Source organism: Mesorhizobium sp. M7A.F.Ca.US.007.01.2.1 (assembly GCF_003998165.1).
Taxonomy (GTDB): Bacteria; Pseudomonadota; Alphaproteobacteria; order Rhizobiales; family Rhizobiaceae; genus Mesorhizobium; species Mesorhizobium ciceri.
In genome coordinates, this window is the sequence record NZ_RZQP01000039.1 from 12,888 (window position 1) to 37,833 (window position 24,946).

Genomic DNA, 24,946 nt, shown 5'->3' on the forward strand with positions numbered 1-24,946 from the left:
GAAGGGACCGATCCTGTCGTTAGCCAACCATTGCAGGGCACCGACGCAATGGCTCGTCCATCAAGTTTCAAAATGGACAAATGAAACAATAGGTTTTGAAAAATTGAAAACAAACTATCGAGAATAATTGCAGTCCTTATTTCAATTGTTCGTTGCGTAGGGTTTTTTCTCCTCCAGTGGAAGGTTTGCATCTTCCCATCCATCGGCGCCGAGCGGATACCAGATCACTGAACTGTAGCCCCACTGGACGGCCCGTTTCGCCGCATTCCACGACATCCAGCAATTCGTCATGCAGTAGAACAGAACCGTGCGCGACTTGTCCGTCCCGGCCTTGGCCGCGAGGCCTTGGCGAAAATAGCTGGCGGTCTCCTGCGAAATAGCGCCGTATCCCACATTGGCCAGCCATATGCTGCCTGGAATGTCCTTTCTGACCTTGTCTCTCCATATCGTCCCTGCCGGCAAATTGGCCGGTTTGGGCGTGTCCGGCATCACGTCGAAGAAGATCGCCTTTTTCGCTCGCCACAGCGCTTCCGCTTCCACCGTCGTCACCACCCTCGCGCCTTGCAGCGTCCGCGGCACCGGCGCCCGATAGTCGTCCATCCGGAAACCGCTGGGTTCGGCGATGTCGCCAGCCCATGTCGGCTCGGCCAGACCCAGAAGGCTCGCGGCGACCAGCACGAAAATAGTCTCCCTTCCATTCATTGGGTAATCAGGTTGTCGTGTTCGTCGATCAGCGGCACGTTGTAGCTCAGCAAGATCCTGGTGATCTCCGCCTGGTTTTCCCTGATCACCCGGTTGAGCGTCCGCTTCCATTCCTGGTCCGACGGACGTACGCCCATGGTGATGCGGTAAGACATGCGCGAGCCGGTTTTTTCCTTCACCAGTGGAACGATCGTCACATCAGCTCCGAGTTCCTTGGCGTAGTAACCTGCCATCGGTCCCCACAGCACCGCCGCATCGATCTTGTGTGCCAGCATGTCCTTGATCATGACCTCCCCCATTGATGGGGTGACGCGCGTATCCACCGCAAGCGGATAGATCTTGGCGGTCCGCAGAAGCTTGTTGGCGGCCATGTTGGCGGTTGGCGGCGTGCTTTCAACGACGCCGATCGTTTTGCCTGTGAGTCTGGGATCCTCGATCGTTTCCACGCCTTCCATATCGTGGCTTTTCGGATGCACCAGCACATAGGCGGAGCGATAGTAGGCGTTGGTGTTCTGCACCAGCTCATCGCCTTGGGCATAGCCCATGATGATGTCGCATCGGTTGGCCCCCAACGTATTGCGCACGAAGCCGGTGATCGTGGGAAACCAGGTGTAGGAGACGGACTTGCGCCCGGTTTTCGCGGCAACCAGTTCGGCCAGCTTGTTTTCGAAGCCTTCGCCGCTCTTGTCGGTGAAGGGCATATTCGAGGGATCGGCGCAGACGCGCAGAATGTCAGGGTCGACCAGTTCTCCCGCCGCGCCAAGGCCGGCGCTTTGCGCATGCGCGTTCGACGGCAGCAAGGCGAGTGTGCCGAGGATCGGCAGAACGACGCGCAGCTTCAATGCATCGCGGCCGATCATGTCATCCACCCATGCAGGATGCTTCGGCATCCTTCGCCGCCTGGGCCTTGTCTTCGTGCTTGGGCGGCCTTCCGCGGGGCGCCGCGCCATCCGCGCGCGCGCGCAGATAGACGTAGAGATCGTCCAGGTAGCAATAGACGTTCTTGTTGTCGCCAAAGGCAGGCATGACGTTTTCCTTGCCGCCGCCGACATTCTTGCGGCCTTCGGCGACGATCGAGAGGAATGTGGCGTAATCCATGGTTTTCAAGCTGTTGACCAAAGCCGGCGCATAGCTCGAACCTGTCGCGTCCTGTCCGTGGCAGACATGGCAATCGGAATGATACCGGCGGTAGCCGCTGAACGTGTACCAATCGACGGTTCCGTTTTCGATCTTGTAGGTCGGATTTCCATCCGCATCCAAATACTTGCCGCCTTCTTCCTTTACCGCCTTGGCTTTTTCCATGCTGTCGTCGGCCCGGGCGAGGCTCGAGCTTGCCAGAGGCAGCAGAGCCAGGACGAAAGCCGAAATTACAATGCGAACGGACATTCAAACGCTTCCTTCATTTGCCAATGGACACGGTTTTGCTGTCGCGACCGGCATTGATCGGTGTTTTTGGGTGCGTAACCGAATCGAGAGCCCGGCCATGGCTTCCGGATGTCCGGGCTCTCGTTCTTCAAGCCTTTGGTCTCACAAGACCTGAGGCATGCTCAAGGTTCCCAGCGCATCAATCCGGGAGACCGAAGACGGTGAGCTGACCGCCCAGCGTCGTGTAGTCGGCAAGTGCCGCGTAGCCGCCGACGGCACCCAGGCCAGCTGTACCAACGACAGCGGCTTGGTCGCCTTGCGCGCGGCCCTGATCGACGGCGCCATGCCAGGCAGCGGCGTTGTCAGGCGAAAGCAGGCCGCCTGCCAGGCCGATACCAGCCCATCCACCGACGCCCGACAGAACGGCGATATACTGCTTGCCGCCCTGCTCGTAGGTCGTGATGTTGCCGATGATGCCGGACGGGGTCTTGAACTTGTAGAGTTCCTTGCCGTCCTTATCGACCGCCTTGATGTAGCCTTCGAGTGTACCGTAGAAGACGACGTCGCCATCTGTCGCCAACGCGCCCGACCACACCGAGAACTGCTCGGGCTTCGACCAGACGATCTCGCCCTTGGCCGCATCCCAGGCAATGAAGTTGCCCATGTTGCCGTCGCCGCCAGGTGCGGGATACATCGACACGGTGGCGCCAACATAAGGCTGACCGGCGGTGTAGCTCACCTTGTAAGGCTCATAGTCCATGCAGACATGGTTGGTGGGGACATAGAACAGCCCGGTCTTCGGCGAATAGGCCGCCGGCTGCTGGTCCTTCGTTCCAAGCGCCGCCGGGCAGATGCCCGTCGAGTTGGTGTCTTCGCCGTTCTGCTGGGTCGAATATTTCGCCACGACCTGCGGGCGACCATACTGTTCGCTCTTGGGGTCCATGACGACTTCGGTCGCCCAGTTCACGGCCGGATCGTATTTCTTGGCGACGAGAAGGTCGCCGGTGGCGCGATCCATGGTGTAGGCAAAACCATTGCGATCGAAATGCACCAGCACGTCGTGCTTGGCGCCGTTGACCTCCATGCCATCGACGAGGATCATCTCGTTGATGCCGTCATAGTCCCATTCGTCATGCGGGGTCATCTGGTAGAGCCATTTGGCAACACCAGTATCCGCATCGCGGGCCATGATCGTCATCGACCAGCGATTGTCGCCGGGGCGTTGGACCGGGTTCCACGTCGAGGGATTGCCGGTGCCATAATAGACCAGGTTCAGCTTGGGATCATAGGAATACCATCCCCATGTCGTGCCGCCGCCGGTCTTCCACTGCTCGCCTTCCCAGGTGTTCGTGCCGGAATCCTTGCCAACCGGCTTGCCGAGTTGCGTGGTCTTCTCGGGATCGATCAGGGTGTCTGCGTCCGGACCTTCCGAATAGGCTTTCCAGGCGAGTTTGCCATCTTTCAGATTGTAGGCGGCCAGCCAGCCGCGAACGCCGAATTCGGCGCCGGAGACGCCGATGAGCACCTTGTCCTTGACGACGACGGGGGCAGCCGTACCAGATTCGCCTTTGCCGCCATCGGTCTGGTCGCCGTTCTTGACCGACCAGACGACCTTGCCAGTCTTCGCGTCGAGGGCGACGACTGTGGTGTCGGCCTGATTGAGAATGATCTTGCCGTCACCATAGGCAACGCCACGGTTGACCGTATCGCAACACATGATCGGAATGACGTTGGGATCCTGCTTGGGTTCGTACTTCCAAAGGATCTTCCCGTCATTCTTGAGATCGAGCGCAAAGACATTGTTCGGGAAAGGCGTGTGGACATACATCACATCGCCGATGATAAGCGGTCCACCCTCGTGGCCTCGTAGCACGCCGGTGGAAAAGGTCCACTTGACCTGCAGGTTCTTCACATTGTCCGCAGTAATCTGGTTGAGTTTGGAATAGCGGGTGTTGGCGTAGTCACCCGTCTGCATTGCCCAGTTCTTCGAATCCGAAGCCAGCTTTGCAAGGTCCTCATTAGCCGACGCCGTATAGGCCGCGCCGAGCGACAGAAACGCCGCAGTGGTTAGAATATAGGTAGCTTTCGTAAGTACACGCATCCGAATTCCTCCCGAGGTTCATAGTGATGAATCATTTGCTGAGCCCACAAGGGCTTGCCCAAGCGATTCACGGGGGGGAAATATTTCCGGCAGCGTGTCACGACCTAAGCCAGATGTGCAGAGGGCACCGTTACTGCCCACCTCACCTTGGCCTACGAAAGACTGTCGCCGCTCCCTAATGACGGTGACGCCCTTGAAGCCGGAAACAGGGTGAGGCTATGTCATCGTAAAAGGCTAGGCAAGCAAAAAAGCCTGCTGGTGTTTTTGCACCGCAATATCGTAAATGATGCGGTGCAATATAAGAAAATAAGCAGGACGGTATTTGTTAGATAAAGTATTTATGACCGCGAAATAACGATGGGGCACATAAAATTTAGTTATTTTTTGATTTTTACATTTCGCCTAAGCGTTGATTTTATTTGGAGGTATTCGCTTCGATGTCTCGGCATGGTCATGCGCGTGCTCCATTGGGAATCGATAGTGGGCCAAGCATGAGATGATCGTTGGAGTCGGGGCGTGGAGCAGGCCACGGAGCCGCCATGCGGAACCACGGTCGACAAGCCCCGCATTCCTCCTTTGGTCGCATACGGAAGCCATGGGCGCTTGACTGACTCTGCTGCACGTTGCCAACTGCCACGGTGATCCCGACTGGGCGCATCGCGCCTAGGCTAACCGGAGGTTTTCCCGTGATCAGATATGTTGGATTTTCGACTTTGCCGCTGCTCCTTGCCGCGCCGCTGGCCTTCGCAAACCCGGCGGGCGCCGCGGGTGATTACCCGACAGCAACGATCGCCGACTACGTGCTCGGCTGCATGCAGACGAACGGCCAGACACGTCAGGCGCTGGAAAGCTGTTCCTGCTCGATCGACGTCATCGCCTCGATCCTTCCCTACGACCACTATGAGAGAGCCGAGACTTTCAAGAGCATGTCTTTGACCACAGGCGAAAGCGCGGCGCTGTTTCGCGAAAGCGCACCGGCGAAGGCAGCCCGTACCGAATTGAAGCGCGCGCAGTCGGAAGCCGACGTGCGCTGCTTTTAGAGCCTGCTCCATCCGGAAGCCGGATGGAGCTCCGTCCTCTGCCCGGGCGTGATCTTCCCGAACGAGCTCCATTTTCGGGATCAAGTGGCAAGCACCCGGCAGTCCAGCGCAAGATATCGAGACTTCAGAGTCCCGCTGTCTCGAGCGGCCACTGATTGCGAAATGTTTTGCCGTCCGTATCGATCGCTTCAACCTGGATTTCGCCATTGCCGTGCACGGTGAAATCGAATCGGAAGTTGGGGTCTTCCGAAATCGATATTCCACCTTCCATGGAGAGGATCGGCCGGCCGGCTTGGGAGATCGACAGTTTCTGGACAAAATGCGCCGGTATGAAATATTGGGTCAGCGGATCCCGCTGCAGCCCCGAATTGTTAGGGTGCCGGATCATCAACTGCAGTTCCTCGGTCTTGGTCATCGTCTCTTTGGGCGGGAACTGGCGCAGCTTCATCTGACCCATTGTCGCGTTGGCCTCGTCCTGGTTCTTGACCGCAGGGGCGGAGCAGCCACCTGACGCCTTGACGAAGGTCTGTACCATATGGAGTTGACCACCCTGCGTCTCAGCGATGGCGCGCAGATAGGAATAGTCGTTGACGCGCACGCGCGTCGACAGATGCGTCACGCCGGCATCCTTGCCGAGCTGGAACGTTGCCGCCACCGGTGCAGGGTTCGCATCGATGATCAAGGTAACGGATTTGATGCCGTCTGGCGCCTTGGCTGGATCGAGATAGATATCGACGGGCACGATGGCGGCATCCTGCGCCCGCTTCGGTGCTTCGATCCGGACGACGCCGGTATCGACCAGAATTGCCCGATCGCCGAACACGTCGCCCTTCAAGTCATGCCAGATTCTATCCGAGGACGCGGTTGTTTGCTGTGCGTTGGCGGCTCCCGAGGAGCCGAGCAACGTGCCGATGGTCAAGATGATCGCGGTGAAAACGGATGCGAGCGGCAAGGCGAGCTGCCGGCTCGAGTAAGCTTGATTTTGCATTTCGATGCCTCCACCAATGCAAGAGAGGTGGTGCCCAGGCTGGCGTTGAGGATAAGCCTTTGGCGACGCCTTGGCAAATCGCCGTGCTTTACGGCCGCCTGGCGCATGTCGGCGTCGTCTATTCCCATTCGAGTTCGGCAAATGCGGCCGTTGCGTTGCGCTCGTTGTAATCGTCGAACAGGTGCCAATTGTCCCGTTCGCTTCCGCCTGCGGTTTTGACTGCTTCGCGCAGCGGCGTTCCGTCGGCGATCGCCTTGCGGATATCGCGCGCCAGAACCTCGAAATAGCGTCGCTCCCCCGCCAGTGCCTGTGGCCAGTCGGCCGTTACAGGACCATGACCTGGAACGACGCGCGCGGCGTCGATCGCGGTGAGTGCATCCATCTGGCGGAGCCATCCAAGCAGTGATCCGTCGAGCGTCGGCAAGGAGCCCATGAACACCAGATCGCCGGCAAAGAGCGTTCTGGTCGTGGTATCGAATACGGTCAGGTCGTTGTCGGTGTGCGCCGCCTTCCATGCCCGCAGTTCGATCGTGCGCCCGCCGAGGTCGAGTTGCAGGTGATCGTCGACCAGCCTGGTCGGCGACACGATCTCGACCCCCTCCATCAGCGCCTCGCCAAGCTGTTCGCGATAGTTGTGCAGATAGAACGCGCCACGCGCGTCGAGGGCGCGCGGCAGATTGCGGTGACCGACGATGGTCGCGCCGATCTCCCGGAATGCCGCATTGCCGAAGATGTGGTCGGGGTGCATGTGGGTGTTGACCAGGAAGCGAACCGGCTTTGCGGTTACCTTTCCGATCGCGGCGAGAAAGGCGTGCGCCTCGATCAGGCTGCCACCGCTGTCGATGACGGCAACCGCATCGGTACCGATGACGGCGCCCAGATTGCAGATCGCACCGTCGTTGGCGGCGGTCATCAATTCATCCGTGCCCTGGAAGGCGAAGACGCCGTCGGCGATCTGCCTGAGCGAGAATCCCAGGTTGCCAGCCGCGGCTCGTCCGAGGCAGCACGGCATCAAGGCGGCGCTGGCGGCGGTACAGGCGAAGCCACTCACAAGCCTGCGTCTTAGCCGATCGATCGACATGAAGGCCTCCGATATGCATTTCACCTGCAGGCGATCAGGTGACGTCCGGAAATCTATGATGGAACGACCGCAGAAGGTCGCTCATCACCTGCGAATTGCGATGTTGCCGTGGCAACCGTACGTCGAACACGCCGAGCACATGGGTTGGCCGCGGCGCGAGCACGATGATGCGGTCCGAGAGCATCAGTGCCTCGCGTAGATTGTGGGTCACCATCAAGGCGGTCGTGGGCCGTGCCGACCACACGGTCAAAAGCAGATGCCGAAGCCGCTCGGCGGTCTGTTCGTCGAGCGAGACAAAGGGTTCGTCCAGGAAAAGCACCGCCGGCTCCGTGGCGAAAGCCCTGGCAAGTGCTGCCCTGCGCGCAAGGCCGAGCGACAGTTCGGCAGGATAGAGCGAGCGCATGGCCGCGAGGCCGAGCGTGTCGAACAGCCCGTCGAGATTTTTCGCCCTCAAGCTTTTCGGCAACGCCAGCCTGACATTCTGCTCCACCGTTCGCCACGGCAGCAGGGTCGGTTCCTGGAATACGGCGGCGATGCGGTTCGAACCTCCTTGCGGCAACTGGAAGGAGCCGGAAAAGTCTTTGTCCAAGCCAAGCAGGATACGCAGCGTCGTGGTCTTGCCGCAGCCCGACGGTCCAAGCAAGCAGGCGAATTCGCCTTGCCGGACCTCGAAGGAAAGGTCCTGAAGCGCCGTGATCGAGACGCCTCGCGCGGACCTGAAGGTCTTTTCGGCGATGTCGACCTTAAGCGGGACGACGGCGCCAACGGGTTGCATGTCGTTCAACGGGCTGCACCAGGAGAAGTTCAATGACAAGCATCACCGCCACGAAAGCCAGCGTGTAGGCAAGAATGGCGGCGACATCGAAAAGCTGGAAATAGAGATGGATCTGGAAGCCGACACCGTTCGAGCGGCCGAGCAGTTCGACGACCAGGACGATCTTCCAGATGAGGGCGATGCCGGATCGCGACGCGGCGGCAAGATAGGGCTGCAATTGCGGCAGCAGGATATGGCGGATGCGATCAAGGCGGCCGAAGCGATAGACGGTGGCCATCTCGGCATAACTTGGATCAAGCGTCCTGGCGCCTTCACGCATCGTCACCACGACATTCGGGATCTTGTTCACCGCCACCGCGCCGATCGCCGCCGCCTCGTTGAGGCCGAACCAGATGTAGCCGAGGACGATGACCACCAGCGCCGGGATGTTGAGGAACAGGATCACCCACGGGTTGAAAAAACGGTCGACGCGACGATAGCTGCCGAGCAAAACGCCGATGACGGATCCGATGATCATTGCGACGATATATGCTGCGGCGACCCGGCCGAGGGTCACGCCGAGATGGTAAAAGAGGTCGCCGCTCGCAGCCTCCCTGAGAAGCACCTGCCAGACCTGCCCAGGTCCTGGAAAGGCACGGCTTGGCCAGACGCCTGCCGCAAGGTTCCACAGCAGGCAAAGCCCGAGCAGGGAAACCGCTACGGTCAGCGCGGGCGCCAGTGCCGTCGCCAGGCTGCGTCGGCCGGACATGCTCGGCGGGGCATCACGCGTGCCGTCGGTTTCCGATGCGGTCATTTCCAGGGTTCCTGCCAGAATGTGCCGGGCGCCATCTCCGCCGCGCTGCCGACCAGCTTCGCGCCGCCGATCGCCGCCAGCACATGGTATAGCCTGCCGGCGTCAGCCGCTTCCTCGGCGACCGACCGTCTGGGAATGCCCTGACGATAGCGATCGCGCAGTTTTTCCAGTTCCTTGCCTTCCGCGCGAATGATCGGCGCCAGACGCAGCCATTCGTCATCGGATCTGGCCAGCAAGTCTTTGGCTTGCGCGGACGCCCTCACGAACCCCCTGACGGCATCGGGGTTCTCGTTCGCCCATTGGTCATGGAAGACGTAACCGAGCGCCGACACGGGTCCCAGAGCCCCAAGCGTCTTTGCCGCGTCATTCACGCCGATCAATCGACGGAAGCCATTGGCCTCGAGACGGGCGCAAAAATGCCAGAAATTCAGCACTGCATCGAGTTCGCCCTGTATCGCCTTTTCCGAAATCAGCGGCGGCGCGCCAAAGACGATGTCGCTGGTTGCCGACAGGTCGACGCCGAGATCGCGTCTGGTCAGCGCTTGTATCAGCAGCCAACTCTTGTCGAGCGGGCCGCCGGCGACGCCGATCTTCTTGTCCTTGAGATCGGCGACCGTCCGGATCGGTGAACCCTCCTTCACCATGATCGCGCCCACGGCGGTGGAATAGGGGAACAATGTGAGGTCGCCGCCTTCGGAGCGCTGGCGCGAGACCCACAGCCAGTCGGAAACGATCATGTCGATCGCGCCAGCCTGCATCGCGACGTTGGTTGCATCCTCGCCGGCGAAGTCGATGATCTCCAGATCGATCCCGTTCGCGGCATCGAACTTGTGCTGCCGTAGCGTATCGAGTTCCCAACTCACGGTTCCAAACTTCAGCACACCGAGGCGAATCCTGGCTGCCGCAACGGCTGGCCTGGTAGCAAGAACAGCGGCTGTCCCGAGAACCGCCAGACGCAACGTCATGCGCCGTGAAACCATCATGACACCTCCTCCCCAGGGTTCCGCGCTGCCAAATCAGATGGCTCGTTCCTTGCTCGGAAATGCGCATTTCCAGCGCATGACCTTGAGGGTCGGGTGTTCTTGAGACCATTTCGCGATTTCGCTGGGGGCAAGGAACATGCATTGGAACAGGGTGCCGCGGCTCTCGAAATAGAGATGTTCGTCTCGGCAATTGCTCGGATTGGCGCTGAGGCAAACCGTCAATATGAGATCGACCATGTCCATTCAGCACCTCTTGCGCGTTCCCAAACGCCCATCTCGGCGAGTCCAGCCCAACCAGGAGCCAGGACAAAACCGCCACTTGCCGGATTTCTCAAGGTGCCAATGGAGAAACCGGAATGAGGTCAAGCTACGCGCTCGCCCAATAGCCGTCAACAAAGACGAATGGACAGGATCCTTGAGCACCCAGGCCTCTAAACCTTTGTACGATTGACTTTCACAACATGCCGATTAGCTTCCAGGTGACGTGGCGCGGCTCCACGGGAGAAGCGGAATTTCCACGCCACCGCGTAAGGCGCATGCCGACGGATCAAAGGATCGGCATGCACAAATCGTCCAGGGCACCCAGACGATCAATGAGGAAATACCATGCGCGCAATCGCATTTTTCGCAGTCATGTCCGTTGTGCCCTTCATCGCGAGCCAATCCCAGGCACAGGACGCGGCGGCGGGTGAGAAGGTCTTCGCCAAATGCAAGGTCTGCCATGTCGCCGACCAGGACAAGAACAAGGTCGGCCCGTCGTTGAACGGCGTCATCGGCCGAACAGCCGGCACGCACCCGGGGTTCAGCTATTCTCAGGCGATGGTCGCGGCAGGCAAGTCCGGCGTCAAATGGGATGAACCCACGCTGAAGACTTACCTTCACGATCCCAAGGCCATGGTCAAAGGAACAAAGATGGCGTTTGTCGGCCTCAAACAGGACGAAGACATCGCCAATGTCATCGCCTATCTGAAGCAATTCTCGAAATAGCGCGCCGCCGGCCGTTCGAACTTGCGTTCGGCCGGCGTTCGCCTCGATCACGCATCGGCTTGCAGCCCCTGCATTGCCGAAGGCAGATCGAAAAGGCTGTCGCAAACAAGATCGGCGCCAAGCTCTTCCACCGGAATGTGGCTGTAGCCGCCACGCAGCAGAATGACGGGCATGCCGGCGGCGCGTGCGGCGCCCAGGTCAGCGCCACTGTCTCCGACCAGCAGCGCGTCACCCGGGTCGACGCCTAGTTGTGCCAACGCCAGCAGCAGGGCATCGGGCGCCGGTTTCAGGTATGTCACCGCGTCTCCGCCGACGATCGCACCGAAATATTCCGTCAATCCGAAATGAAGCAGGATTTCGCGGGTCGCCAACTGCGGTTTGTTGGTTGCCACCCCCATGCTTACTCCGCTCAAATGAAAGTGGGTGAGGGCCTCCCTGACGCCAGGCATCAGCCTTGTCAGGCCGGTCAGGTGCCGGCGGTAGATAGGCGCCATGACGCGGTTTGCCTCATCGAGAGCGTTGCCGAGCAGTGGCGCTCCCGATGCCGCGAAGGCTCGCTCGATCAGTTTCCTGACACCGCCGCCGATCATGGCCTTGACCCGGTCCAGGCGCAGCGGCGGCAGATCGCGGCTGGCCAGCAATTCGTTGACGGCGGCCGCTATGTCCGGTGCCGAGTCGACCAGCGTGCCGTCGAGGTCGAACAGGATCGCCTTCGGCGATCGAAGCGGCCTACCTGCGCCGACGTTCATGCGTCATCCTTCCACTTGATCGAGCAGCCGATCGAGGCGACCTGGTCCAGCGGCCCGTCGCCGGTTCGGGCAACCTGCTTCATCGCCTCGAACAGATCGCGTCTCAGCCCGGGCGCTCCGGCTTCTCGTCGCGAGGCGTCCAGCCGACCGCGATATTGCAATCCCAACTCGCTGTTGAACCCGAAGAAATCGGGAGTGCACACCGCCACGTAATCGCGCGCTACAGTTTGGCGCTGGTCGTGCAGGTAAGGGAAGCTGAAGCCGTTCGTCGTGGCGAAGAGCTTCATTTGGTCGAAGGAATCCTCCGGGTAGGTGTCGGCATCGTTCGAGTTGATTGCGACAAAGCCGATACCTTCGGCCTTGAGGTCGTTGGCATCGCGCACGATACGTGAAATCACCGCCTTCACATAAGGGCAGTGATTGCAGATGAAGGCCACGACCAGGCCGTTCGGGCCGGCCTGGCTGAGGATCGAATGCGACCTGCCGTCGACGCCGGGCAAAACGGCATCGATCGCGCGCCAGCCGAAATCGCAGACAGGGGGAACGGCCGCCATGCTTGCCTCCGATGAAATGGTTTACGCGGCTTTCCGGATCGCACCGTCGGCCGCCTGTCGGATGGTTCCAATGTTGGCGCGGTAGGCCGCCTCGGTGCCCCCCTTGAACACGGCCGACCCGGCGACCAGCACATTGGCGCCGGCCGCGGCGACCAGCGGGGCGGTTTCGGCCGTGACGCCGCCATCGATTTCGATGTCAATCGGGCGGTGGCCAACCAATGCCTTGATTCGCCTGATCTTCTCGATGACCGCGGAAATGAAGGCCTGGCCGCCGAAGCCTGGATTGACCGTCATCAGAAGCACCAGATCGAGCCTGTCGAGCACATATTCGATGACGCTCTCCGGCGTCGAAGGATTCAGCGATACGCCGGCCTTCTTGCCGAGATTTTTGATCGCCTGCAGGGAACGATCGAGATGCGGCCCGGCCTCTGCATGCACCGTGATGATGTCGCAACCGGCGTCGGCGAAGGCGGCCAGATAGGGGTCGGCCGGCGCGATCATCAGATGGCAGTCGAAGATTTTGTCCGTTCGGTCGCGGATCGCCTTGATCACCGGCGGACCGAAGGTGATGTTGGGCACGAAGTGGCCGTCCATCACGTCGAGATGGATCCAGTCGGCACCCGCCCGCACGACAGCTTCGACCTCGTCGCCGAGCCGCGAGAAATCCGCGGAAAGCACGGAGGGTGCGATGATTGTCCCGGTGACCATGGTCGTCGTCTCCAATTCTGTCTGCGGTGTTGGTCGCTGCGCCGGCCGCTTCGTCGTGTCAGCGCATCTTCGTCTCCGGTTCGCCTTCCAGTTTCCCTTCCGCGAACACGCGGCTGCCGCGAATGTCGGATTCCTCGATGGTGATAAGATCGGCCTTGGTCAACACCCGGCTGCGCGATGCGAAAAGCCGGTTGGCCTGCCGCAGCCGCGCCCGGTCGAGCCCATTGCGAACCGAACGCGCGTTGGAGAAATGCGGCAGCCTCATGCGGATCGGAAGATACTCTTCGAGCGCCTGGGACGCCGCCTCGCTGAGGCGATAATTCTGCTCCGCGAGCATAATCTCGGCGATCGATTTCAGTTCGCTGACGCCATAGTCAGGGAAATCGAGGTGGTGGGCGATGCGCGAACGCATGCCGGGATTGCTGTCGAAGAAGCGGTCCATCTTGTTCTTGTAGCCGGCAAGGATCACAACCAGATCGTCACGGTTGTTCTCCATGCACTGCAGCAGGATTTCGATCGATTCCTGGCCGTAGTCGCGTTCGTTCTCTGGCTTGTAGAGATAGTAGGCCTCGTCGATGAAAAGCACGCCGCCCATGGCACGCTTGATCACCTCGCGGGTCTTGGGCGCGGTGTGGCCCACATACTGGCCGACGAGATCGTCGCGAGTCACGGCGACCATGTGGCCTTCGCGGACATAACCCAGACGATGCAGGATTTCGGCCATCCTCAGCGCCACCGTGGTCTTTCCGGTGCCAGGATTTCCCGTGAAATTCATGTGCAGCGTCGGCGCGCCCGATGTCAGTCCGAACCTGCGGCGAAGCCGGTCGACCAGGAGGAGGGCGGCGATCTCGCGGATGCGGGTCTTGACCGGCTTCAGGCCAACGAGTTCTCGGTCGAGCTTGTCCATCACCTCGTCGATGTTGGACGCCTCGAACTCGGCCTGCAGATCAACCGTCGCGTCTTGTGCGGCAGCGTCCTTTGTCATCGCGTTCAGCATGGTTCGGCTAGCTCCGCTCGCCTTCGGGCCTGTCGGTCGCATAAGGCACGATCGAATAACCCTGGCTGCGGCCGTCACGCTCCTGGCGCAGCAGCCGGAACCCGGGTTCGCTGGGCGGCCGGTTGACAATGAACGACATGCGCGGCGCTTCCCAGCCTTTGGTCGAATCGAAGGCGGTTACCCGCACATACATGTTCGGACAGGCTTTCCGGCAAGCATTGACCTCGAGCAGTATGCCCGCCGGATCTTTCAAGTCGAACATGGGGTTGCCGTACATTTCCCAATAGGTGTTTCGCGGATGCGGATCGTCCGTGTACTCGACGCTGACCGCCCAATGGTTCTTCAGCGCGTATTTGATCTGCGCCGAAATCTGCTCGTCGGTCAGGTCGGGCAGGAACGAGAACTGCCCCTGTGTGACCTTGTTTCCCGGATTGGTCATCATGACGACGGTTCCTTTCGTCTAGAAGCTGGGCGTTGCGGTTGGCACGAAGTCGGCCGTGTCGGTCGATTCGTAGTTGAAGGTGACGTCCTTCCAGGTCTCCAGGGCAGCCTTCAGCGGCGTGCACCATCTGGCCGCCTGTTCGAGGATCTTGGTCCCTTCGCGCAAATAATCGCGCCCCTCGTTGCGGGCCAGGATCATCGCTTCCAAGGCGACGCGATTGGCCGTCGCGCCTGCCTGGATACCGTCCGGATGGCCGATCGTGCCGCCGCCGAACTGCAGGATGACGTCCTCGCCGAGATAGTGGATCAACTGGTGCATCTGGCCGGCATGGATGCCGCCCGAGGCAACGGGCATCACCTTGTTGAGCGAGGCCCATTCCTGATCGAAGAACAGCCCGGTTTCGAGGTTCTGCGGCGTGCGCTCCTCGCGCAGCGTGTCATAAAATCCCTTGATCATGAGCGGGTCGCCTTCCAGCTTGCCGACCACCGTGCCGGCATGGATGTGGTCGACGCCGGCCATGCGCATCCATTTGCAGATGACGCGGAAATTCATGCCGTGGTTCTTCTGGCGCGAATAGGTCGAGTTGCCGGCACGGTGCAGGTGCAGGATCATGTCGTTGCGGCGTGCCCACTTGGCCATCGACTGGATCGCCGTGTAGCCGATGACCAGATCGATCATCACAATGCAGGAGCCAAGTTGCTTGGCGAATTCGGCGCGCTCGTACATCTCCTCCATCGTGCCGGCGGTGACGTTGAGATAATGGCCCTTGACCTCGCCGGTGGCGGCCGACGCCTTGTTCACGGCCTCCATGCAGTAGAGGAAGCGGTCGCGCCAATGCATGAAGGGCTGCGAGTTGATATTCTCGTCGTCCTTGACGAAGTCGAGGCCGCCCTTCAGCGCTTCATAAACGACGCGCCCGTAATTGCGTCCTGACAGGCCGAGCTTCGGCTTCGTCGTTGCGCCGAGCAGCGGCCGGCCGAACTTGTCGAGCCGCTCACGCTCCACCACGATGCCGGTCGCCGGCCCCTGGAAGGTTTTGAGATACGCCACCGGGATACGCATGTCTTCCAGCCGCAACGCCTTGACTGCCTTGAAGCCGAACACATTGCCGATGATCGATGCGGTCAGGTTGGCGATCGAGCCCGGCTCGAACAGGTCGAGGTCGTAGGCGATGTAGGCGAAGTACTGTTGCTCGGTCTTGGTTCCGGGACCGGTGTTCGGCACCGGCTCGGATCTGAACGCCTTGGCGCGATAGAGCTCGCAAGCTGTCAGCCGGTCGGTCCACACCACGGTCCACGTCGCGGTGGAGGATTCACCGGCGATGGCGGCTGCCGCCTCCTCGTGGTCGACACCGGGTTGCGGCGTGATCCGGAACATGGCGATCAGATCGGTTTCCTTGGGCCTGTAGTCAGGCTCCCAGTAGCCCATCTTCTTGTAGGGGATGACCCCTGACTTGTAGCGCTCCTTGCCTTCCTTGAGCGTCCCCGCTGGCAGTATGTCGATCTTGTTCATGACAGGTCTCCTGTTTGTTGCTCAGGCGGCTTTCGCGGTTGCGATTTGGGGGTCGAGTTTTCCCGCGGCGTAACGTTTCGCCATCTCGTCCATGGCGATGACCTTGATCTTCGAGGCGTTGGACGCCGTACCGAAACGCTCGAAGCGGTCCCGGCAAAGGTCGCGCAAGGCATCCATGGCGGGCTTCAGGAATTTGCGGGGATCGAACTCGCGCGGGTCTTCCGTCGCGACGCGGCGGAACTGCCCGGCCATGGCCATGCGGCAATCGGTGTCGATATTGACCTTGCGCACGCCGTAGCGGATGCCGCGCTCGATCTCCTCGACCGGGACGCCAAAAGTCTGGGGCATCTCGCCGCCGTATCTGTTGATGATGTCCTGCAACTCCTGCGGCACAGAGGAAGAGCCGTGCATGACCAGATGCGTGTTGGGCAGCTTCTCGTGGATCGCCTCGATCACCTGCATGGCCAGGATGTCGCCGTCCGGCTTGCGGGTGAATTTGTAGGCACCGTGCGAGGTGCCGCAGGCAATCGCCAGCGCGTCGACTTGGGTTGCGGTCACGAAGTCGACCGCCTGATCGGGATCGGTCAGGAGCTGGTCGTGGGAGAGCGCGCCCTCGGCGCCGTGGCCATCCTCGGCCTCGCCTTGGCCGGTTTCCAGCGAGCCGAGCACGCCCAGTTCGCCTTCGACGGAAGCGCCGACCCAATGCGCCATACGTGCGACGCGTTCGGTTATGGCGACGTTGTAGTCGTAGCTTGCCGGCGTCTTGGCGTCCGCCATCAAGGATCCGTCCATCATCACCGAGGTGAAGCCGTGGCGGATCGCGGAAAGGCAGGTGGCCTCGCTGTTGCCGTGGTCTTGATGGATGCATAGCGGGATGGTTGGGTGGATTTCGGTCAGCGCCTCCATCATCTTGGCCAGCATGATGTCGTTGGCATAGGTCCGGGCGCCACGCGAAGCCTGGATGATGACAGGCGCGTCGCAGGCCTTGGCCGCTTCCATGATGGCGAGGCCCTGTTCCATGTTGTTGATGTTGAATGCCGGTACGCCGTAGCCGTGCTCGGCGGCATGGTCGAGAAGCTGGCGAAGGGTGATGCGAGCCATTGTGAATCCTCCTAGATGATGAGCTTCAGCGCCGCTGCAGCAACCGCTTCGGACGTTATGTTGAAATGCCGGTAGAGGTCGGGGGCAGGGGCGCTGGCGCCGAAGCCGGTCATGCCGACGAAAGCGCCGGTCTCGCCGATCCAGCGGTCCCAGCCCAGCCGGGCTGCCGCTTCGACCGCGACGCGCGGCGCCGAGCCGAGGACGGCCTTGCGGGTGGCGCTTTCCTGCTCCTCGAAAAGCTCCCAGCACGGCATCGACACGACGGCGGCGGCGACGCCATGCTCGGTCTCCAGCCTTTCGGCGGCAGCAACCGCGATCTCGACCTCCGAGCCGGTGGCGATCAGGGTGACGGCACGGTGCTCGGCTGGTTCGCGCAGGACGTAGGCACCCTGGCGGGAGCGGTTCTCGTCACTGTGCGACCGACGCAGCATCGGCAGGTTCTGGCGCGACAGCACCAGCACGCTCGGCCGATCCTTGCTCTTCAGCGCGAGTTCCCAGCACTCCGCCGTTTCGATGACATCCGCCGGACGGAAGACGTTGAGATTGGGCGTGGCACGCAGCATCGCCAGGTGCTCGACCGGCTGGTGCGTCGGGCCGTCCTCGCCGAGGCCGATGGAATCGTGTGTCATCACATAGATGACGCGCTGGCCCATGAGCGCCGAGAGCCGCATCGCGCCGCGCGCATAATCGGCGAAGCACAGGAACGTACCGCCATAGGGCACGAACCCTCCATGCAGCGCGATGCCGTTCATGGCGGCCGCCATGCCGTGTTCACGAATGCCGTAGTGAATGTAGCGGCCGGCATAGTCACTCGGCGCAATGCGGTTCATGCCCTTGGTGATCGTCAGATTCGAGTGCGTCAGATCGGCCGAGCCGCCGACGGTCAATTCCGTTGCGCCGTTGATGGCCTCCAGCACCATTTCGGAGGCTTTTCGCGTCGCCACCTTGGTTGCCTTCTCGACATGTTCGCGACGAAAGGCTTCGAGCGCGTCGAAGACCGTGTCGGCCAGTTCGGCGGCGACGGCGTTTTCAAAAGCCTCGCGTCGCGGCGAGGCGGCAAGCCGCTGCTCCCAGGCGCGCCGCATCGCTTCGCCGCGACCGGCAATCTCGCGCCAGGCGAAAAGGATATCATCCGGCACCTCGAACGGCGCGTTGGCCCAGCCGATGTTTTCGCGTGTCGCGGCGATCTCTGCTTCACCCAGCGGTGCGCCGTGCGTCTTTTCCGAACCGCCGAGATTGGGGGCACCCATGCCGATCACTGTGCGGCAGGCAATCAGCGATGGCCGATCCGACCGCCGCGCCGCCTCGATTGCCGCGGCGACTGCTGCCATGTCGTGCCCGGCGACACTTTGGACATCCCAGCCGGCGGCCTTGAAGCGCGCCGGCTGGTCCATCGACGTGGAGAGGGAGGTCGGCCCGTCAATGGAAATCGCATTGTCGTCCCAGAAGACAATCAGGCGGGAAAGCTTCAGGTGACCAGCGAGATCTATCGCCTCGTGACTGATTCCCTCCTGAAGGCAGCCGTCGCCCGCAATCACATAGGTATGATGATCGACCAGATCGGCACCGTAGCGGGCGGCAAGCATGCGTTCCGCCAGCGCCATGCCGACCGCCGTGGAAATGCCCTGTCCAAGCGGTCCGGTGGTGGTCTCCACGCCAAGCGCATGGCCGTATTCCGGATGTCCGGCGGTGCGGCTGCCCAGCTGCCGAAATCGCTGCAATTCCTCGACCTGCATGTCTTCGTAGCCGAGCAGATGATGCAGCGCGTACTGCAGCATCGAGCCGTGGCCGGCTGAAAGCACGAAACGGTCACGGTCGGGCCAGTCCGGTCTCGACGGATCGATATTGATGAAGCGGTTGAACAGCACCGTTGCGACATCGGCCATGCCCATCGGCATGCCGGGATGACCCGAATTCGCCTTTTGGACGCTGTCCATCGCCAGCGCGCGAATGGCGTTCGCCATGTCGCGCTCAGAGACGAGAGCGGTTGTGGTGACGGGCTTCAGTGCTGTTTGGCTGGTCATTGCATCCTCCTCACGACACACGGCTCTTGCGTTCAACCAATTGCAGGATGAGCGGCGTCAGGATCAGCTGCATGGCAAGATCGAGCTTGTTGCCTGGCACCACGATGGAATTTGGCCGCGACATGAACGAGTCGTGGATCATCGACAGCAGATACGGAAAATCGATGCCGCGCGGATTGGCGAAGCGGATAACCAGCATCGATTCGTCGGGTGTCGGAATCCAGCGCGCGATGAACGGGTTGGACGTATCGACGATCGGCACGCGCTGGAAGTTGATGGCGGTCTGCGAGAATTGCGGGACAATGTAGCGGACATAGTCGGGCATCCGGCGCAGGATCACGTCCATCACCGCCTCGGTGGAATAGCCGCGTGTCGAACGGTCGCGATGGATCTTCTGGATCCATTCGAGATTGATGACCGGCACGACGCCGATCTTGAGATCCGCATGCTTGGCCAGATTGATCGTGTCGGTGACGACACAGCCGTGCAGCCCCTCGTAGAAGAGCAGGTCGCTGGGAGCGAATTCGCGCCATTCGGTAAAGGTTCCCGGTGGCGTGCCGTGCTGCTTTTCCTCTTCCTCATCATGAATGTAGGTGCGGGTCTTGCCGGTTCCGCGACGGCCATATTCCGCGAACACCTCTTCGAGAATTCCGAGTTCGTTGGCCGCGGCATTGAAATGGGTGAAGTTCGGGTTGCCGGCCTTTTCCTCCTCGGCCACCTTTGCCTTCATCGCCGCGCGGTCGTAGCGGTGAAATGCGTCGCCTTCGATGAAAGCGGCCTCGATGTTCTCGCGCCGGAAAATCAGCTCGAAGATGCGCTTGACCGAGGTCGTGCCGGCGCCCGACGACCCGGTGATGGTGATGATGGGGTGCTTGGCTGACATGGTGCAGCTCAGGCTCTGAACAGGCCGCGGCGGCTGAACAGCGGCGCACGCTCACCGATGTTGCTCGGCTCTGTGTGGTAGCGCGTGATGCGCGCGACTTCCCGCGCCGACCCGAAGATCATCGGCACGCGCTGATGCAGGCTCTCGGGCTCGATTTCCAGGATGCGGGTGATCGCGTCGGTGGCGGCACCACCAGCCTGCTCTATGAGATAGGCGATCGGGTTGGCCTCGTAGACGAGGCGCAGCCGTCCCTGACCATAGCCCTTGCGCCGATCGCCGGGGTAGAGAAAAACGCCGCCGCGCATCAATATGCGGTAACAGTCGGCGACCAGAGAGGCGATCCAGCGCATGTTGAAATCCTTCTCGCGCGGTCCTTCGGTGCCCTCCAGGCAGTCGTCGACATAGAGCCGCACAGCCTCGTCCCAGTGCCGGTAGTTGGCGGCGTTGATGGCGAACTCCTGAGTGCGTTGCGGAATGATCCGGCTTTCATAGGCCTGGACGAAGGTGCCGAGCCTTGTCGAGAAGACGAAGACATGCGTGCCGCTGCCGAGCGACAGGACGAGTGCCAGCTGCGGCCCATAGATGAAGAAACCGGCGCCTAGCTGGTTCACGCCCGCCTGCAAGAAAGAGGCGGCCGGATCAGCGTCCGGCGCGCCAGTTGCGGTCAGGAGCGAGAAGATCGTTCCGATCGACACGTTGGTGTCGATGTTGGAAGAGCCGTCGAGCGGGTCGATCGCAATGGCGAGTGGCGCTTGCCTGTCGAGCAGGACTGGCTGCTCCAGCTCCTCGGAGGCGTAAAGCGCCACCGGCGCACGGCGCATGGCGTCGAGGAAGATGTCGTCGGAGAAGACGTCGAGATCCTTCTGGACGTCGCCGTCGGCATTGGCGCCACGGGTCTCGGCAAAGGCGGCGCCGAGCACCCCTTGGTTGATGGTGTTGCGGACCTTGATGGCGGCCTGTGTCAACTGACGGACGGTCGTCACAACGGCCGAGCGGAATTCGTCTGGCTGGCCGAGATAGGAGTTCAGAAAAGCGTCGAGCGTTGCCGCTGGCATCGTAACCTCCCCTCCGGCCGCATCTCCTCGGAGCGGCTGGACTGGAGGAATGGAAACAAACGTCACACGATAAGTAAAATTCAATAACTTTACCTGGTCAGTAAAAATAACTTAGTATGCGACATGAGAAACCTCACGCTCAAGCATTTCAAGACCGTCCAGGCAATCATCAAGTGCGGCAAAATTGTCAGCGCAGCCAAGATGTTAGGCCTGTCTCCTCCAGCGCTGACAATCCAACTGCGACAAGTGGAGGAAGAATTCCAGCTGGCTCTGTTCGACCGAACGTCGGACGGCATGCGTCCCACTGCCGCAGGTCTGGCTTTCGTCGAGACAGCGCAGGTTATCGAGGAGCATCTCGGTTTGCTCGAAGACAAGATGGATGCCATCAAGGGCGTACGCACCGGCAGCTTGAGGCTCGGCGTCGTTTCCACAGCCAAATATTTCGCGCCGCGGCTGATGGCTGCGTTCATGAAGGACCATCCCGACATCGACATGCGGCTTGCCATCGGCAATCGTGCCCAGACGATCGACAACCTCAGGAACCACGACATCGATATCGCGCTGATGGGGCGTCCGGCGAAAGAGGTTCCGGTGCGTGCTTCGGTCTTCGGTGATCATCCGCTGGTCATCATCGCGCCGCCCGACCATCCCTTGGTGGCGGCGCGCGATATCTCCAAGGAGCGGATTGCCGAGGAGCATTTCCTTATTCGCGAGCCCGGCTCCGGAACCCGTATCTCGTTGGAAATATTCCTGAGCGACGTGCCTGGGCGCATCGACGACCTCGGTGTCGAGATGGCCTCGAACGAAACGATCAAGCAGGCGGTGATGGCTGGTCTGGGCATCGCCTTCATCTCTGCTCACACCATCGCTGCGGAAACCGAGGCAGGCCGGCTTGTCATCCTCGACGTTGTCGGCATGCCGATCCGCCGACAATGGTTCTCGGTGATGCGAACCGATCACGCAATCTCGCCGGCGATGGCCACATTCAACGATTTCCTGATGCGCAAGGGCGCAATGTACCTGCCCCTTTTCGGAAAGCTGTATCCAGACAAGGCTGGATGACACTGCACGAGCGCAACGGATGAAAGTCCGGTGGAGAACGCCCGCGCTCGTTGGTATTATATAAGCGATATGTTATGTTGCAGTGCGAAAGAGCGGGGGCCACGTCCTTTCACACCGTAAGCGATCTGTATGTGCAACCCCTGCAGACTGTTCGGAACTCTCCCGGGTATGGGTTCGGGAATTCGATGGGGAAAAGGGGTAATGCTTTACACACTCGTTATGATGGTCTGCCTGACGGATGGACCGCGGACCTGCGAACAACGCGAGGAAATGGTAGACGGTCTGGCGATGAATCCCGGGACTGCCTTCATGCAGGCGCAGCCGCTGGTGGCAAGGTGGATCGAGACGCATCCCGGTTATTTCGTGCAGCGCTGGCGTGTGCTGCCTGGCAGAGAGTCGTGAGACAGGCGGCCAAGGTCTATTTCTTCACGATGAGCGTTTCCGAGACAGTCTTCGACAACTGGTAAAGCCGCTGCTCGATTATCGTCGGCACATCGCAGACATAAGTCAGCGACTGGACGCGTTCGTTGAAAATTCGCGTCGCGAAATTCAGTTGATCGGTTCGCCGTTCTACTTCGTCCGGATCCGCATCGGCCTTGGCGCGCAGCGCGTCCACTTCGGATGCTTCCTTGCGCAACTGTGCCGCCATTTCCAGCTGTTTGTGGGCATAGCGGGAGATGCCGGAGATCACGTGCGAACGCTCGGCGTCCATGTGATCGAACATTCCCTGCACCAGCATCGTCATTTTGGTTGCGACCTGCTCGGGCGGTAGGGAAGTCGCGAAATCCTTGATCTCCTTCTGGGCTTGTGCAATCGGCGTCCGCCGGGCCGCCACAGCATCGACAAGCGCCGACACGCCTGGATCCTTCGCCCAATCCTTCGCGGTCGCCGGAAGCTCCGGCCCATTCCAGATCTGGCCAAGCGAGAGCTGTGGCACCTTACGCTGCATGCAGGGCCAGTCGGGATCGGTGTTTGCCGCGGCGGCGCCCTCCATCGACGCAAGCGTGGTGACCAGAACCAGAGTGTGAACAAGTCTCATTCGCGCCATCAGGCGTTTCCTCCCATGTCCTGTTTGCGGATCACCAAACCGCGCGAAGGGTCGTATGCGATGATGGCGCCGCCCAGGAACAGCAGCGTGCAGCCGGCGACGACGCCCAGCGACAGCCATTCGATCTGCCCGTAGAAGGCAAAACGGATCAGTTCGACGGCATAGGTGAACGGGTTGCAGAGGCAGATCTTGTAGAGCAGGGGGCTCGCCTCCTGGATGCGCCACAAGGGATACAGCGCCGGAGACGCGAAATAGCCGGGAAAGATGACGAAGTTCATGATGCCGGCGAAGTTTTCAAGCTGCTTGATCAGCGAAGACAAGAGCATGCCGAGCGCGCAAAGCATCATGCCCGACAGGAACAGTGCCGGCAGAACATAGAGATAGCCGAGTGGCGGCGCTTTGACGCCCCACAACCAGGCAACGATCAGGAACGCGTAGACCTGCACGATCGATACGGCCACACCGGCCAGCATCTTCGACACCAGCAGGAACCAGCGCGGAAACGGGCTGACCAGCAGGATGCGCATGTTGCCCATCTCGCGGTCGTAGACCATCGACAGTGAAGACTGCATGCCGGAAAACAGCAGGATCATGCCGCAAAGGCCCGGCGTGATATAGACCTCGTAGAGCACATAGGTCTTGTAGGGCGGGATGATCGACACGCCAAGCACCTGGCGAAAGCCGGCCGCGAAGATGAACAGCCAGACCAGCGGCCGGACCAGCGAGGAAATGAAGCGTTCGCGCTGGTGCAGGAAGCGCAGGCACTCGCGCAGGACGACGCCTTTCAGGCAAATGAGATAGTGGCGCAGGCCGAATGGCTCGGACCGCACCGGCATGATGCCGGCGACCTTTCCGGGCATCGAAGGGGCGCTCATGGCGACGTCTCCGTCATGCCCGCCGCATCGACGCGGCTGAGCTTCGAAAAGGTTTCGCGAATCGAACTTCCGCCGTTCGCACGGATCACATCCGACACCTTGCCGCTGGCGACCAGGTCACCCCGCCGCAGTATGACGACATGGTCGGCGTCTTCGACTTCGTCGATCAGATGCGTGGCCCAGAGCACGCCGATGCCCTCTGCTTGGACGAGCTTGCGGATGGTGGCGAGGATGCCCGCACGAGATTCGATATCCAGGCCGACGGTCGCCTCGTCAAGCAGGAGCAGGGAAGGTCGGTGCAGCAGCGCCCTGGCGATTTCGATGCGCCGCATCTGACCGCCGGAGAGGCTGCGTGCCTTGTCATGCTGGCGGCCCTGCATGTCGACCGTTTCCAGCAGCGCGGCAATGCGCTGGCGAGCTTCGCGTCCGCCAATGCCATGCAACGAGGCATGGTAGGAGAGATTCTGGTAGACGCTGAGGTCGAGATCGAGCGTGCGTGCCTGGAACACGATGCCGACCCGCCTGAGTGCTTCGCCGGACGCGCGGCGAATGTCATGGCTGAAGATGCGGATCGATCCGTGACGCGTGTCGTAGAGGTGGCTTATCAGTGAGAACAGCGTCGTCTTGCCGGCCCCGTTGAGGCCGAGCAGAACGGTGAAAGTCGCCGGCGCGATCGAGAAGGAGACGTCGTTGAGCGCCCGCTTCTGGCCATAGGAATGGCTGACGGCTCGGACATCGAGCGCCACCACCTCGTCTCCCGGTCCGCTTGTCCTCATATGCTGCATACCGGATCGCTCCTTCAGGACGCGTTGGCCTATTGGCGCCCCTGATCGCCTTTTGTCTTACTTGATCGTAATCTTGCCCTTCAGTCCCTTGTCGGCAAGGTCGGGAACCGACCAGGTATATTCGCCCGGGCGAACGGTATGGAACTGCACCTGGATCGTTCCCGCGTCGTCGAATTCCAGCCAGGCCGGTCCGCCGTCCATATGCACTTCCAAATCGTTGATGACGATCTGGTCCATCCAGACATTGCGGAAGAGATCGGTCACGAACTTGTACTCGAAACCGCCCTTGGACGTGATCTTCCAGCGATAGCCCTGGCCGGCGATCAGCTCGAAGTC

The 24,946-nt window shown here is 60.9% G+C and carries 27 protein-coding genes and 1 pseudogene; 4 read left to right on the plus strand and 24 right to left on the minus strand.

Going from position 1 to position 24,946, the window contains the following annotated elements; genetic code table 11:
* Positions 1–141: 141 nt before the first annotated feature.
* The 4 genes from EN949_RS10135 to EN949_RS10150 all read right to left on the minus strand — a co-directional run bounded on the left by EN949_RS10135 (position 142) and on the right by EN949_RS10150 (position 4,168).
* Positions 142–702 carry a PQQ-dependent catabolism-associated CXXCW motif protein gene (locus EN949_RS10135; protein ID WP_027162625.1) on the minus strand — a complete coding sequence of 187 codons (561 nt, stop codon included), beginning with the start codon at positions 700–702 and terminating at the stop codon, positions 142–144.
* The gene (locus EN949_RS10140) at positions 699–1,592 is read right to left on the minus strand and encodes a quinoprotein dehydrogenase-associated putative ABC transporter substrate-binding protein (protein ID WP_013532072.1); all 894 of its coding nucleotides are present in this window, start codon (positions 1,590–1,592) and stop codon (positions 699–701) included. The genes EN949_RS10135 and EN949_RS10140 overlap by 4 nt, the downstream gene beginning before the upstream one ends.
* On the minus strand, positions 1,564–2,088 hold the full coding sequence (locus EN949_RS10145) for a c-type cytochrome, methanol metabolism-related (RefSeq protein WP_013532071.1): 525 nt from the start codon (positions 2,086–2,088) through the stop codon (positions 1,564–1,566). Before EN949_RS10145 ends, EN949_RS10140 begins: the two co-directional genes overlap by 29 nt.
* Positions 2,089–2,266: 178 nt before the next feature.
* Positions 2,267–4,168: a methanol/ethanol family PQQ-dependent dehydrogenase gene (locus EN949_RS10150; RefSeq protein ID WP_013532070.1), complete on the minus strand. Its 1,902-nt coding sequence runs from the start codon at positions 4,166–4,168 to the stop codon at positions 2,267–2,269.
* A 686-nt stretch (positions 4,169–4,854) separates the two neighbouring features.
* On the opposite strand from EN949_RS10150, the gene EN949_RS10155 reads away from it, so the two are divergent.
* Positions 4,855–5,208 carry a hypothetical protein gene (locus EN949_RS10155; protein WP_013532069.1) on the plus strand — a complete coding sequence of 118 codons (354 nt, stop codon included), beginning with the start codon at positions 4,855–4,857 and terminating at the stop codon, positions 5,206–5,208.
* Between the two features lie 124 nt (positions 5,209–5,332).
* Here the strand turns inward: EN949_RS10155 and EN949_RS10160 are convergent, their stop codons facing one another.
* From EN949_RS10160 to EN949_RS10185, 6 genes are all read right to left on the minus strand, one after another.
* Positions 5,333–6,196, minus strand: coding sequence for a quinoprotein dehydrogenase-associated SoxYZ-like carrier (locus EN949_RS10160; RefSeq protein ID WP_063167845.1), 864 nt, complete (start codon positions 6,194–6,196; stop codon positions 5,333–5,335).
* 118 nt (positions 6,197–6,314) lie between these two features.
* Complete coding sequence (locus EN949_RS10165; RefSeq protein WP_027162621.1) at positions 6,315–7,277, minus strand: quinoprotein relay system zinc metallohydrolase 2; 963 nt, start codon at positions 7,275–7,277, stop codon at positions 6,315–6,317.
* Positions 7,278–7,311: 34 nt separating this feature from the next.
* A complete protein-coding gene (locus EN949_RS10170; RefSeq protein WP_013532066.1) occupies positions 7,312–8,052 on the minus strand; it encodes an ATP-binding cassette domain-containing protein in 741 nt (246 codons plus the stop codon).
* Entirely contained in the window at positions 8,021–8,845 is an 825-nt protein-coding gene (locus EN949_RS10175) for an ABC transporter permease (protein ID WP_027162619.1), read from the minus strand. Before EN949_RS10175 ends, EN949_RS10170 begins: the two co-directional genes overlap by 32 nt.
* Entirely contained in the window at positions 8,842–9,828 is a 987-nt protein-coding gene (locus EN949_RS10180; RefSeq protein ID WP_063167846.1) for an ABC transporter substrate-binding protein, read from the minus strand. Before EN949_RS10180 ends, EN949_RS10175 begins: the two co-directional genes overlap by 4 nt.
* Before the next feature lie 33 nt (positions 9,829–9,861).
* Positions 9,862–10,071, minus strand: a complete 210-nt coding sequence (locus tag EN949_RS10185; protein WP_013532063.1) for a hypothetical protein — start codon at positions 10,069–10,071, stop codon at positions 9,862–9,864.
* 363 nt (positions 10,072–10,434) lie between these two features.
* Between EN949_RS10185 and EN949_RS10190 the strand changes: the two genes are divergently transcribed.
* Complete coding sequence (locus EN949_RS10190) at positions 10,435–10,815, plus strand: cytochrome c family protein (RefSeq protein WP_024504374.1); 381 nt, start codon at positions 10,435–10,437, stop codon at positions 10,813–10,815.
* A 47-nt stretch (positions 10,816–10,862) separates the two neighbouring features.
* Here EN949_RS10190 and gph read toward each other — a convergent pair whose 3' ends face one another.
* From gph to EN949_RS10240, 10 genes are read right to left on the minus strand one after another with little or no spacing between them, the layout of a single operon-like run.
* Positions 10,863–11,564, minus strand: coding sequence for a phosphoglycolate phosphatase (gene gph / locus EN949_RS10195; protein WP_127366960.1), 702 nt, complete (start codon positions 11,562–11,564; stop codon positions 10,863–10,865).
* A complete protein-coding gene (locus EN949_RS10200; RefSeq protein ID WP_013532060.1) occupies positions 11,561–12,118 on the minus strand; it encodes a thioredoxin family protein in 558 nt (185 codons plus the stop codon). Before EN949_RS10200 ends, gph begins: the two co-directional genes overlap by 4 nt.
* A gap of 21 nt (positions 12,119–12,139) precedes the next feature.
* On the minus strand, positions 12,140–12,826 hold the full coding sequence (gene rpe / locus EN949_RS10205) for a ribulose-phosphate 3-epimerase (protein WP_063167847.1): 687 nt from the start codon (positions 12,824–12,826) through the stop codon (positions 12,140–12,142).
* Positions 12,827–12,884: 58 nt separating this feature from the next.
* Entirely contained in the window at positions 12,885–13,823 is a 939-nt protein-coding gene (gene cbbX / locus EN949_RS10210; protein ID WP_013532058.1) for a CbbX protein, read from the minus strand.
* A 7-nt stretch (positions 13,824–13,830) separates the two neighbouring features.
* Positions 13,831–14,265 (minus strand): ribulose bisphosphate carboxylase small subunit, encoded by a 435-nt coding sequence (locus EN949_RS10215; protein WP_013532057.1) that lies wholly within the window; start codon positions 14,263–14,265, stop codon positions 13,831–13,833.
* 18 nt (positions 14,266–14,283) lie between these two features.
* On the minus strand, positions 14,284–15,777 hold the full coding sequence (locus EN949_RS10220) for a ribulose-bisphosphate carboxylase large subunit (protein ID WP_013532056.1): 1,494 nt from the start codon (positions 15,775–15,777) through the stop codon (positions 14,284–14,286).
* A gap of 21 nt (positions 15,778–15,798) precedes the next feature.
* Entirely contained in the window at positions 15,799–16,878 is a 1,080-nt protein-coding gene (fba, locus tag EN949_RS10225) for a class II fructose-bisphosphate aldolase (protein WP_063167848.1), read from the minus strand.
* An 11-nt stretch (positions 16,879–16,889) separates the two neighbouring features.
* Entirely contained in the window at positions 16,890–18,902 is a 2,013-nt protein-coding gene (gene tkt / locus EN949_RS10230; protein ID WP_127367421.1) for a transketolase, read from the minus strand.
* A 10-nt stretch (positions 18,903–18,912) separates the two neighbouring features.
* Positions 18,913–19,785: a phosphoribulokinase gene (locus EN949_RS10235; protein ID WP_013532053.1), complete on the minus strand. Its 873-nt coding sequence runs from the start codon at positions 19,783–19,785 to the stop codon at positions 18,913–18,915.
* Between the two features lie 8 nt (positions 19,786–19,793).
* Positions 19,794–20,840, minus strand: a complete 1,047-nt coding sequence (locus EN949_RS10240) for a class 1 fructose-bisphosphatase (protein ID WP_013532052.1) — start codon at positions 20,838–20,840, stop codon at positions 19,794–19,796.
* A 123-nt stretch (positions 20,841–20,963) separates the two neighbouring features.
* Here EN949_RS10240 and EN949_RS10245 point away from each other — a divergent pair, with 123 nt between their 5' ends.
* Together EN949_RS10245 and EN949_RS10250 are read left to right on the plus strand one after the other, a co-directional pair.
* Positions 20,964–21,902, plus strand: coding sequence for a LysR family transcriptional regulator (locus EN949_RS10245; RefSeq protein ID WP_013532051.1), 939 nt, complete (start codon positions 20,964–20,966; stop codon positions 21,900–21,902).
* A gap of 201 nt (positions 21,903–22,103) precedes the next feature.
* Positions 22,104–22,304: a hypothetical protein gene (locus tag EN949_RS10250; RefSeq protein WP_013532050.1), complete on the plus strand. Its 201-nt coding sequence runs from the start codon at positions 22,104–22,106 to the stop codon at positions 22,302–22,304.
* 16 nt (positions 22,305–22,320) lie between these two features.
* Here EN949_RS10250 and EN949_RS10255 read toward each other — a convergent pair whose 3' ends face one another.
* From EN949_RS10255 to EN949_RS10270, 4 genes and pseudogenes are all read right to left on the minus strand, one after another.
* Positions 22,321–22,896 (minus strand): hypothetical protein, encoded by a 576-nt coding sequence (locus EN949_RS10255; RefSeq protein WP_244514294.1) that lies wholly within the window; start codon positions 22,894–22,896, stop codon positions 22,321–22,323.
* A 53-nt stretch (positions 22,897–22,949) separates the two neighbouring features.
* The gene (locus tag EN949_RS10260) at positions 22,950–23,786 is read right to left on the minus strand and encodes an ABC transporter permease (protein ID WP_050580490.1); all 837 of its coding nucleotides are present in this window, start codon (positions 23,784–23,786) and stop codon (positions 22,950–22,952) included.
* 35 nt (positions 23,787–23,821) lie between these two features.
* Complete coding sequence (locus EN949_RS10265) at positions 23,822–24,610, minus strand: ATP-binding cassette domain-containing protein (protein ID WP_127366314.1); 789 nt, start codon at positions 24,608–24,610, stop codon at positions 23,822–23,824.
* Between the two features lie 57 nt (positions 24,611–24,667).
* Positions 24,668–24,946 (minus strand): annotated as a pseudogene (locus tag EN949_RS10270) (hypothetical protein); the annotation flags it as partial.

Excerpts from the sequence above, each read along its gene's own strand:
- EN949_RS10135 (WP_027162625.1), bottom strand. The coding sequence starts at position 702 with ATGAATGGAAGGGAGACTATTTTCGTGCTGGTCGCCGCGAGCCTTCTG.
- EN949_RS10140 (WP_013532072.1), bottom strand. The coding sequence starts at position 1,592 with ATGCCGAAGCATCCTGCATGGGTGGATGACATGATCGGCCGCGATGCA.
- EN949_RS10145 (WP_013532071.1), bottom strand. The coding sequence starts at position 2,088 with ATGTCCGTTCGCATTGTAATTTCGGCTTTCGTCCTGGCTCTGCTGCCT.
- EN949_RS10150 (WP_013532070.1), bottom strand. The coding sequence starts at position 4,168 with ATGCGTGTACTTACGAAAGCTACCTATATTCTAACCACTGCGGCGTTT.
- EN949_RS10160 (WP_063167845.1), bottom strand. The coding sequence starts at position 6,196 with ATGCAAAATCAAGCTTACTCGAGCCGGCAGCTCGCCTTGCCGCTCGCA.
- EN949_RS10165 (WP_027162621.1), bottom strand. The coding sequence starts at position 7,277 with ATGTCGATCGATCGGCTAAGACGCAGGCTTGTGAGTGGCTTCGCCTGT.
- EN949_RS10170 (WP_013532066.1), bottom strand. The coding sequence starts at position 8,052 with ATGCAACCCGTTGGCGCCGTCGTCCCGCTTAAGGTCGACATCGCCGAA.
- EN949_RS10175 (WP_027162619.1), bottom strand. The coding sequence starts at position 8,845 with ATGACCGCATCGGAAACCGACGGCACGCGTGATGCCCCGCCGAGCATG.
- EN949_RS10180 (WP_063167846.1), bottom strand. The coding sequence starts at position 9,828 with ATGATGGTTTCACGGCGCATGACGTTGCGTCTGGCGGTTCTCGGGACA.
- EN949_RS10185 (WP_013532063.1), bottom strand. The coding sequence starts at position 10,071 with ATGGACATGGTCGATCTCATATTGACGGTTTGCCTCAGCGCCAATCCG.
- EN949_RS10190 (WP_024504374.1), top strand. The coding sequence starts at position 10,435 with ATGCGCGCAATCGCATTTTTCGCAGTCATGTCCGTTGTGCCCTTCATC.
- gph (WP_127366960.1), bottom strand. The coding sequence starts at position 11,564 with ATGAACGTCGGCGCAGGTAGGCCGCTTCGATCGCCGAAGGCGATCCTG.
- EN949_RS10200 (WP_013532060.1), bottom strand. The coding sequence starts at position 12,118 with ATGGCGGCCGTTCCCCCTGTCTGCGATTTCGGCTGGCGCGCGATCGAT.
- rpe (WP_063167847.1), bottom strand. The coding sequence starts at position 12,826 with ATGGTCACCGGGACAATCATCGCACCCTCCGTGCTTTCCGCGGATTTC.
- cbbX (WP_013532058.1), bottom strand. The coding sequence starts at position 13,823 with ATGCTGAACGCGATGACAAAGGACGCTGCCGCACAAGACGCGACGGTT.
- EN949_RS10215 (WP_013532057.1), bottom strand. The coding sequence starts at position 14,265 with ATGATGACCAATCCGGGAAACAAGGTCACACAGGGGCAGTTCTCGTTC.
- EN949_RS10220 (WP_013532056.1), bottom strand. The coding sequence starts at position 15,777 with ATGAACAAGATCGACATACTGCCAGCGGGGACGCTCAAGGAAGGCAAG.
- fba (WP_063167848.1), bottom strand. The coding sequence starts at position 16,878 with ATGGCTCGCATCACCCTTCGCCAGCTTCTCGACCATGCCGCCGAGCAC.
- tkt (WP_127367421.1), bottom strand. The coding sequence starts at position 18,902 with ATGACCAGCCAAACAGCACTGAAGCCCGTCACCACAACCGCTCTCGTC.
- EN949_RS10235 (WP_013532053.1), bottom strand. The coding sequence starts at position 19,785 with ATGTCAGCCAAGCACCCCATCATCACCATCACCGGGTCGTCGGGCGCC.
- EN949_RS10240 (WP_013532052.1), bottom strand. The coding sequence starts at position 20,840 with ATGCCAGCGGCAACGCTCGACGCTTTTCTGAACTCCTATCTCGGCCAG.
- EN949_RS10245 (WP_013532051.1), top strand. The coding sequence starts at position 20,964 with ATGAGAAACCTCACGCTCAAGCATTTCAAGACCGTCCAGGCAATCATC.
- EN949_RS10250 (WP_013532050.1), top strand. The coding sequence starts at position 22,104 with ATGCTTTACACACTCGTTATGATGGTCTGCCTGACGGATGGACCGCGG.
- EN949_RS10255 (WP_244514294.1), bottom strand. The coding sequence starts at position 22,896 with ATGGAGGGCGCCGCCGCGGCAAACACCGATCCCGACTGGCCCTGCATG.
- EN949_RS10260 (WP_050580490.1), bottom strand. The coding sequence starts at position 23,786 with ATGCCGGTGCGGTCCGAGCCATTCGGCCTGCGCCACTATCTCATTTGC.
- EN949_RS10265 (WP_127366314.1), bottom strand. The coding sequence starts at position 24,610 with ATGCAGCATATGAGGACAAGCGGACCGGGAGACGAGGTGGTGGCGCTC.